This is a genomic window from Streptomyces mesophilus, from assembly GCF_040300965.1.
Taxonomy (GTDB): domain Bacteria; phylum Actinomycetota; class Actinomycetes; order Streptomycetales; family Streptomycetaceae; genus Streptomyces; species Streptomyces mesophilus_A.
In genome coordinates this window covers 1-7,293 of the sequence record NZ_JBEPEW010000246.1, presented here as the reverse complement: position 1 = coordinate 7,293, position 7,293 = coordinate 1, and the positions used below count along the sequence as shown (strand labels likewise).

5 protein-coding genes, 1 tRNA gene and 1 pseudogene are annotated in these 7,293 nt (G+C 70.6%); 2 read left to right on the top strand and 5 right to left on the bottom strand.

Annotated elements, in window-relative coordinates; translation table 11 throughout:
• Positions 1–99 (bottom strand): annotated as a pseudogene (locus tag ABT367_RS39885) (cobalt-precorrin-6A reductase); the annotation flags it as partial.
• A 60-nt stretch (positions 100–159) separates the two neighbouring features.
• Entirely contained in the window at positions 160–2,286 is a 2,127-nt protein-coding gene (locus ABT367_RS39880; RefSeq protein WP_352258678.1) for a PQQ-dependent sugar dehydrogenase, read from the bottom strand.
• Positions 2,287–2,530: 244 nt separating this feature from the next.
• Between ABT367_RS39880 and ABT367_RS39875 the strand changes: the two genes are divergently transcribed.
• Positions 2,531–3,526, top strand: a complete 996-nt coding sequence (locus tag ABT367_RS39875) for a LacI family DNA-binding transcriptional regulator (protein WP_352258676.1) — start codon at positions 2,531–2,533, stop codon at positions 3,524–3,526.
• 67 nt (positions 3,527–3,593) lie between these two features.
• On the opposite strand, the gene ABT367_RS39870 is transcribed toward ABT367_RS39875, so the two are convergent.
• From ABT367_RS39870 to ABT367_RS39860, 3 genes are all read right to left on the bottom strand, one after another.
• Complete coding sequence (locus tag ABT367_RS39870) at positions 3,594–5,438, bottom strand: ABC transporter ATP-binding protein (protein ID WP_352258674.1); 1,845 nt, start codon at positions 5,436–5,438, stop codon at positions 3,594–3,596.
• 165 nt (positions 5,439–5,603) lie between these two features.
• Positions 5,604–5,677, bottom strand: a tRNA-Pro gene (locus tag ABT367_RS39865).
• A gap of 118 nt (positions 5,678–5,795) precedes the next feature.
• Entirely contained in the window at positions 5,796–6,170 is a 375-nt protein-coding gene (locus tag ABT367_RS39860) for an MmcQ/YjbR family DNA-binding protein (protein ID WP_352258672.1), read from the bottom strand.
• A gap of 333 nt (positions 6,171–6,503) precedes the next feature.
• Between ABT367_RS39860 and ABT367_RS39855 the strand changes: the two genes are divergently transcribed.
• Positions 6,504–7,293: tetratricopeptide repeat protein (locus tag ABT367_RS39855; RefSeq protein ID WP_352258670.1), on the top strand; the 790-nt coding region annotated here is incomplete at its 3' end.

Genomic DNA, 7,293 nt, shown 5'->3' with positions numbered 1-7,293 from the left:
CAGCGAGGTCGTGACGCGGAAGGCGGGGCGGTCGGCCAGCGCGGTGGCCAGGGCGCGGGCCTCGGTGGTGCCGCCGAGGATCAGCACGTGCGTACTCATAGCGGCACCGAGTCAATCACGGCCCCGCCGGGGACGGATCCCCGGCGGGCCGCCGTGCGCTCAGCGCAGCGGTGTCCCGCGGACCTCCAACTCCCGCAGCCGTCCGGTGTTGTCGAAGGAACCGAAGCCGACCCGGCCCCCGGGGAGGGTCTTGTCGACCGCGGTCATCAGCGGATCACGCGCACCGTCCACGTACACCGCGATCTCGCCGGACTCGGCGCAGTGCACCACCTTCACGTCGTGCCAGGCCTCGTCGGTGACCGCCGGGGGTGCGCCCTTGGCGCCGTTCCACTGGTGGTCGAGGCGGAGCCGGTCGGCGTCATCGACGACGAAGATCCCGTTGTGCGGATAGATGGTGTTGTCCTGGGACAGATGGGCGTAATAGAACTCCGTGTCCGACTGATGGCCGAAGACGATGATCACGTCCCGGTTGCTCACGGACACCGGAGTGTCGAGCCGCACCTCGCCCTCGACCGTCACCGAGCCGAATGCGGGCCCCGTGCTCAGGACCGCGTACTCGAACGGCCGACGGGGTCCGGGACGGGCCGCTCCGGCCTCGGCGAGGATCGCCTCATGGCCGGGGAACTGCCACTTGGACGGCGTGACGGGCGCCCAATTGCCGCCGTCCATCACATGGTTGAGCTCGGTGCCGTTCGTACGGCAGTCGGCGAAGCGCTTGGTCCCGACGACCTTCCAGATCTTGCCGTTGGCCTTCGCGAGCAGATACAGCTCGCCGCGCGCGTCCTGGCTGAAGCGCAGATCGACCCGCTTGTCACCGGCGAGCTCCGGCATCGTGGTGCGCTTGCCGGAGGTGTCGTAGACCATCAACTGGTCGATCCGCGCGGGCTCGTGGCCGCGGCGCATCGCATCGGACTCGGTGAAGAAGACCCGGCCGTCGACCAGATCGTCGAAGAGGTACTTGCCGCGCAGCTCGGGCACCTCGGCGCCGCGGTAGACGAAGCCACCCGCGATGGCGCGGCCCACGTCCGCGGTGCAGTTCCAGCCGGGCGGCGGGTTGTGGTCGTAGGCGGCGACGGGATACGTGTAGCCGTACTTCTCGTCGTCGGCCGGCAGCGGCAGGATCCGGTGGCACGGGTTGGCGGCGTTCCGGTCGAAGACGAAGGCGCCCTCGCGTTCGCTCCAGCCGAGGTTGTCACCCGCGCGCACCTCGTAGACGGCCTCGATGGCGTGCTCGCCGATGTGCCCCAGGTACATCTTGTGGCCGCGTCCGCTGTCCCAGCTGAAGCGGTGCGGGTCGCGCATGCCGTACGCGTAGATCTCGCCGAGCGCGCCGGGCTCGCCCACGAAGGGGTTGGGCTTCGGGATCCCGTACCGGCCGTTGATGCCGTCGGTGCCGCGGGGGTCGATCCGCAGGATCTTGCCGTGCGGCAGCGAGAGGGTCTGGGGCTCGGCGTTGGACTTGCCGGTGCCGCCGTCGCCGACCGCCGCGTACAGCAGGCCGTAGTCGCTGTCGCCGGGGCGGGCCGTCGGGTTGAAGTCGATCTGCTGGATGCCGTGCACCTGGCCGTTGAAGCCGATGCGCAGCACCTCGCGCCGGGTGCCCTCGAAGGTGGCGGCCGAGGGGTCCTGGGCGGTCCACTCGGTGATGACGCCGTGGTACGTGGAGGACGCGGCCTGGCGGAAGTCGGGGACCGCGGTCGTGGCGGAGGCCGCCTCGGTGTGGACCGTGTAGAAGCGGCCGTTCTTGCGGAAGCCGGGGTCGAAGGTCACATAGCCGAAGCCCTGGCCCATCCCGCGGCTGGCGAAGAACTGCGGCGCGAAGGTCTTGGCGATGTCCAGGTAGAGGTGCGGCTGTTTGCCGTCCTCGACCAGGTACAGCTGCCCGTTCAGGTCGGGTACGGCCTTGCGCTTGGTGCGGTCGGGGAGTTCGACGAGTGCGTTGATGCGGGCATGGCGCATCAGACGCGCGTCGGTGACCGGTCCGGGTACGGGTTCGGTCTTCGGGAACTGCGCGTACTCCTCGAGCACCAGGCCTAGTCCGGACTGCACGGGCTCGGGCATCGGGTCGAGGATCGGATCGGCGGCCGCAGGCGCGGCGGCAACGTTGTCAGCGGCCCGGACGGGGGCGGCCCAGAGGGTGGAAAGCAGCAGGGCCAGCGCTATGAGCGGGGCCAGGGGCAGTAGCAGCAGCGGGCTGCCGCCCCGCCGACGTGCGAGCACGTACATGCCAACTCCATTCGAACCGGACGGCGTTGAGCACCGCCCTCGACGGTCAGCGGTCACGGGGTTTCCGGGGACTCCTATGCGTTCGCCCCCGGCAGCAAGCGCTTTCGGGAGCGCTTGCGTACTATGTGCCACGTCGCAGGAACTGCACAACGGCCTGGCAACTACCAGTTCACAAGCCCCAGTTCAGAGGCGGTGACGGATGCCCCGACCCTCCCGACCACGCTCACCTCTGCGCCTTGCCGACGTGGCGCAGCGCGCGGGTGTCTCGCTGGCAACCGCTTCCCGGGCGCTCGCCGGGCGCGACGGGGTCCGCGAGGAGGTGGCGGAGCGCGTACGCAGCGTGTCGCGCGAACTCGGCTATGTGGCCAACCCGCATGCCCGCACCCTGGCCGGCGGCGCCACATCCACGGTGGGCCTGATCGTGCACGAGATCGACGACCCGTACTTCTCGGAGATCGCAAGCGGCGTGATCCGGGCGGCCGGTGAGCGCGGCCTCATCGTCCAGATCTGCACCTCGGCCCGTGAGCCGCACAGCGAGCTGCGGCAGGTACGGCATCTGATCGCCCAGCGCGTGGGGATCATCATCATCGCGGGCTCCGGCTATGTGGACCCGAGCCTGGAGGCCGCGGCCAAACGGGAACTCGCCGCCTTCCAGAGCGCCGGCGGCCGCCTCACTGTCATCGGCCGCCATGCGCTGAGCGCGGATGCGGTGCGCCCGGCGAACAAGGAGGGCGGCAAGGCGATCGCGGACCATCTGCTCTCGCTCGGCCACCGCAGGATCGCGGTCGCCGCAGGGGACGCGAAACTCTCGACGGTGGTGGACCGGCTCGCGGGGGTCGCGCACGCATGGGAACGCGCGGGCCTGTCCATGGCCGAAGTCCCCGTGATCCACGCCGAGTTCACCCGCGACGGCGGCCATGACGCGGCCGAGCGCATCCTGCGCGAACACCCCGGCACGACGGCGATCATCGCGCTCAACGACGCCATGGCACTCGGCGTACTCTCCGCGCTGCGCGCCGAGGGCGTCGCGGTACCGCAGCGCATGTCGGTGGTCGGCTTCAACGACGTCTCGTACGCGGCCGACCTCGCCCCCGGCCTGACCACGGTCCGGCTCCCCTTGGCCCGCATGGGCCAGGAGGTCCTCACCCTCGCGCTGCGTCCGCCTGCCGGCCGGCCACGACGCAAGCCCACGTCGTACGAGCTGATCGTGCGCGCTTCGACGGCGGAGCCTTACGCATGAGGTCGGCGGCGGAGCCATACGCGCGAGCAGGCGCCGGGGCAAACCTGATGGATGCCCCGGCGCCCCGTCAGCGCTCGTCCTTCACCGCCACCTTGACGCTCTGCTGCGGCACCGTGGGCCCGTCGTCGAGGAAGCCTCCGGACTGGTGCAGCCAGAGCTTGGCGTATGTGCCGTCGGCGGCGAGGAGCTCCTGGTGGGAACCCTGTTCGACGATCCGGCCGTGATCCAGGACGACCAGCCTGTCCATGCCCGCGACCGTGGACAGGCGGTGGGCGACCACCAGGGCCGTGCGGCCCTCCATCAGCCGCCACAGCGCCTCCTGCACAAGGAGTTCGCTCTCCGAGTCCAGGGCGCTGGTCGCCTCGTCGAGCAGCAGGATCGGCGCGTCGCGCAGGATGGCGCGGGCGAGCGCGACGCGCTGACGCTGCCCGCCGGACAGCTTGACGCCGCGCTCGCCGACCAGCGTGTCGAACCCGTCCGGCAGCGCGTCGGCGAACTCGGTGACATGCGCCGCCTCGGCCGCCCGCCGGATCTCGGCGTCGGTGGCGCCGGGCCGGGCGAAGGCGATGTTCTCACCGAGCGTGCGGTGGAACATGGCCGGATCCTGCGGTACATACGCGATCAGGCTCCGCAGATCGGCCTGGCGGACCTTGCCGATGTCCTGGCCGCCGACCAGGATCCGGCCGCCGTCGATGTCCGTCATCCGCAGCAGCAGCCTGGTCAACGTGGTCTTGCCGCCGCCCGAGCGGCCGACGAAGCCGACCCGCGAGCCGCCGGCCACCTCCAGGTCGAGCCCCTTGAACAGTCTCGGGCCGCCCGCGTACGCGAAGGACACCTCCTCGAAGCGGACCCCGGTGCTCCCGGTGCCGGGCAGCAGGGCCTGCGGCGACGGCGGGTCGAGGACGGTCGGCTCCTCCATGAGCAGCTCGGTGAACTGGGCGGCCTCCGTCATCGAGCTCTCGATACGGCGGTAGATCTGGTTGAACTCGAACATGATCCGGGTCGCGTTGGCGTAGTACGTGAAGGCGACCACGACGCCCTCCACCCCGTGCGTGCTCCCGAGGGTGACGGCGAGCAGCAGGCCGAGTGCGTTGGTGGCCACCGACATGGGTGCGACCAGGGTGTCGATGCGCAGATTGCCGTAGTCCCATGAGCGCAGCATCAGGCGGCGCGAGTCCGCGACCCGCGAGCGGTGCTCGGCGGCCTCGCGCTCCTCGGCGGCGAACGCACGGACCGTGTCCATGTTCGCCAGGCTGTCGGCGACATGGCCGGAGACCCGGGCGATGGCAGCCTCACGTTGGGCGACAAGGCGTTGCCGGCGGCGGATCAGCGGCACCACGCAGGTCGCCGTCAACGCGATCATCGTGAGGAGGCCGACCACGAGCAGCGGTTCGTACGTCCACAGCACGACCGAGCCGAAGACCAGCGGGACGATCCTGCCCACCACGTTGAAGGTCAGGGTGTCGACGAACTCCTCGAAGCGGGCGGCGAAACTGAGCACCCGCTTGGTCAGCGAGCCGGCGAAGTTGTCGTGGAAGAACGCCGCGTCCTTGGCGTACAGCGCGTCCATGCCCGTCGCGTAGAGCCGCTCCACACCGAGTGCGTCGAGCCGGTTGAGGCAGTGCAGGCCGACCCGCCACAGCGCCTCCGACAGGAGCAGCACCGCGGCGAAGCCGAGCACGTACGGCATGACCGCGCCGGCCGAGGAGTCGCCGCCGTCGGCGATGCGCCCGGCGAGCTTGGCCACCACCAGCGGCGCGATGTAGTGGGTGCCGATATTGCCCAGCGCCGGAAGGAGCAGCGCGGGGATCGTGAATCTGCGGAGCCTGCCCAGCTCTCCGCGGTAGTGACGCAGCGCAAGAAGGACCGCACCGCTGCGCGGGGCGGCCTTGCGTAATTCAGGTGCTTCCATTCATCCCGTCCTGTCCGGTCCTGTCCCCGCTGGAAACGAGGGAGCAGTGTCCCGCGACGGGTCCGGCACCGTCCAAGCGTTATTTCCGGCCGGGAGCACGAAAAAGGGCCATCCGAAGATGGCCCTTCACTTGCACCGATCACTCACTGCAACCGACGCAATGCGTCGGGACGACAGGATTTGAACCTGCGACCCCTTGACCCCCAGTCAAGTGCGCTACCAAGCTGCGCCACGTCCCGGTGCTCGCTGACCTGGGCTTTCGCCTGGCCGAACGCGCACGGAAACAATACCGCACTTGGACCGATGGTCGTGAACCCGTTTTATCCGGTGGACACCGCCGGCCCGCCCGCGAGTGATCTACTCCACGGCCACTCTCAGCTCGGGGTGCAGCTCCAGAAGGCGCGGCGGTGCGGCCTGCGACCAGGAGTCCGTCAGGATCGCGCGCAGTTCGTCCAGGTCGTCGAGCGCGGCCAGGCGGACCCGCACCCATGCGAAGGACGCCTCGTGGTCGGCGATCCAGAACTTCTCCGGTTCGGCCAGGACCAGCTCGTCGCGCTCCTCCTTGGGGCACCGCACCGCGAGGGAGGTCTCCTCCTCGGGCAGCGTGGCGAACATCTTCCCCGCGACCCGGAAGGTCGGCATCGACCAGGCGATCTTCTCCGTGGTCTCCGGCAGGGCGAGTGCGATGGCGCGGACGTCGTCCGATGTGGGGGCGGCGGATGCTGCGGTCATGGCAAGACGGTACGACATGGCCGGCCTGCGGGTGGGCGCCTTCCGGGCCTGGATCCGGGTCTGGATCCGGGTCTGGATCCGGGTCTGGATCCGGGTCTGGATCCGCCGTTGGATCTGTCGCTGGATCCGCGTCTGGATCGGCGTTGGTTCCGCCTCTGGATCCGCGGGCCCCGGTGGCAACCGCGCCCTCCCCAATTCCCTTGCTCCACCGCCCCGTACAGGACTCCGATGCGCCCTGGCACCAGCGGTTCCGATGAGCCGACCGAGTGGTCTTGCGCCTGATAGTCGTACCGGCGGCACCGGGGCGCCGCCAGGGCGACGCACAGTGTGCGGGTGACCGGCAAGACGATCAAGACTCTGCGTGCCCTCGGCCATCGGCCGGCCGCGACGGGACTGGCCTGTGTGGTGGTCGCGGCCGTGACGGCCGGGCTGCTCTCCCTGTCCCCCGACGCCCCACCGCCTCCCGTTCACGGGAATCCGGCGACCGCGGCCGGCGCGCAGGACGTGCCCGGGCAGATCGAGGCCCGGCGGGCCTGGCTGCGCGAACACCCCGACGACGGGACGGTCTGGGCGGGCCTGGCCCTCGGATACCTGGAGCAGGCCAGACGCACCGCCGACTTCTCGTACTACGGGAGAGCCGAACAGGCCCTGAAGCGTTCGCTCGCGCTGCAGCCCGGCAATGTCCCGGCTCTGGTCGGCATGGGCACGCTGGCCAACGCCCGGCACGACTTCGCCGCCGCCAAGCGCTGGGGCGAGCAGGCGCGGCGAGCCCAGCCCGGCAACTGGACCGTGTATCCGGTCCTTGCCGACGCGTACACCCAGCTCGGCGCCTATCCGCAGGCCACCGCGGCCGTGCAGCGGCTGCTCGATCTCAAGCCGGGGGTCGCGGCGTTCACCCGGGCCGCCTACGAGCTGGAGATGCAGGGCCGGACCGGGGCGGCCGAGGGCGCGCTGCGCCGGGCCCTGGAGGACTCGGCCGTGCCTGCCGAGCGTGCCTTCTGTCTGCACCGTCTCGGCGAGCTCGACTGGGACCGCGGCCGCCCCGAGCAGGCCCACACCCACTACGAGGAGGCGCTGCGTGCCGACCCCGGGGCGCACGCCGCCCTGGCCGGGCGCGCCAAGG

What these genes read in the sequence shown, in the direction of transcription:
- ABT367_RS39860 (WP_352258672.1), bottom strand. Translation starts at nt 6,170, where the DNA reads ATGACCGCAGCATCCGCCGCCCCCACATCGGACGACGTCCGCGCCATC.
- ABT367_RS39880 (WP_352258678.1), bottom strand. Translation starts at nt 2,286, where the DNA reads ATGTACGTGCTCGCACGTCGGCGGGGCGGCAGCCCGCTGCTGCTACTG.
- ABT367_RS39870 (WP_352258674.1), bottom strand. Translation starts at nt 5,438, where the DNA reads ATGGAAGCACCTGAATTACGCAAGGCCGCCCCGCGCAGCGGTGCGGTC.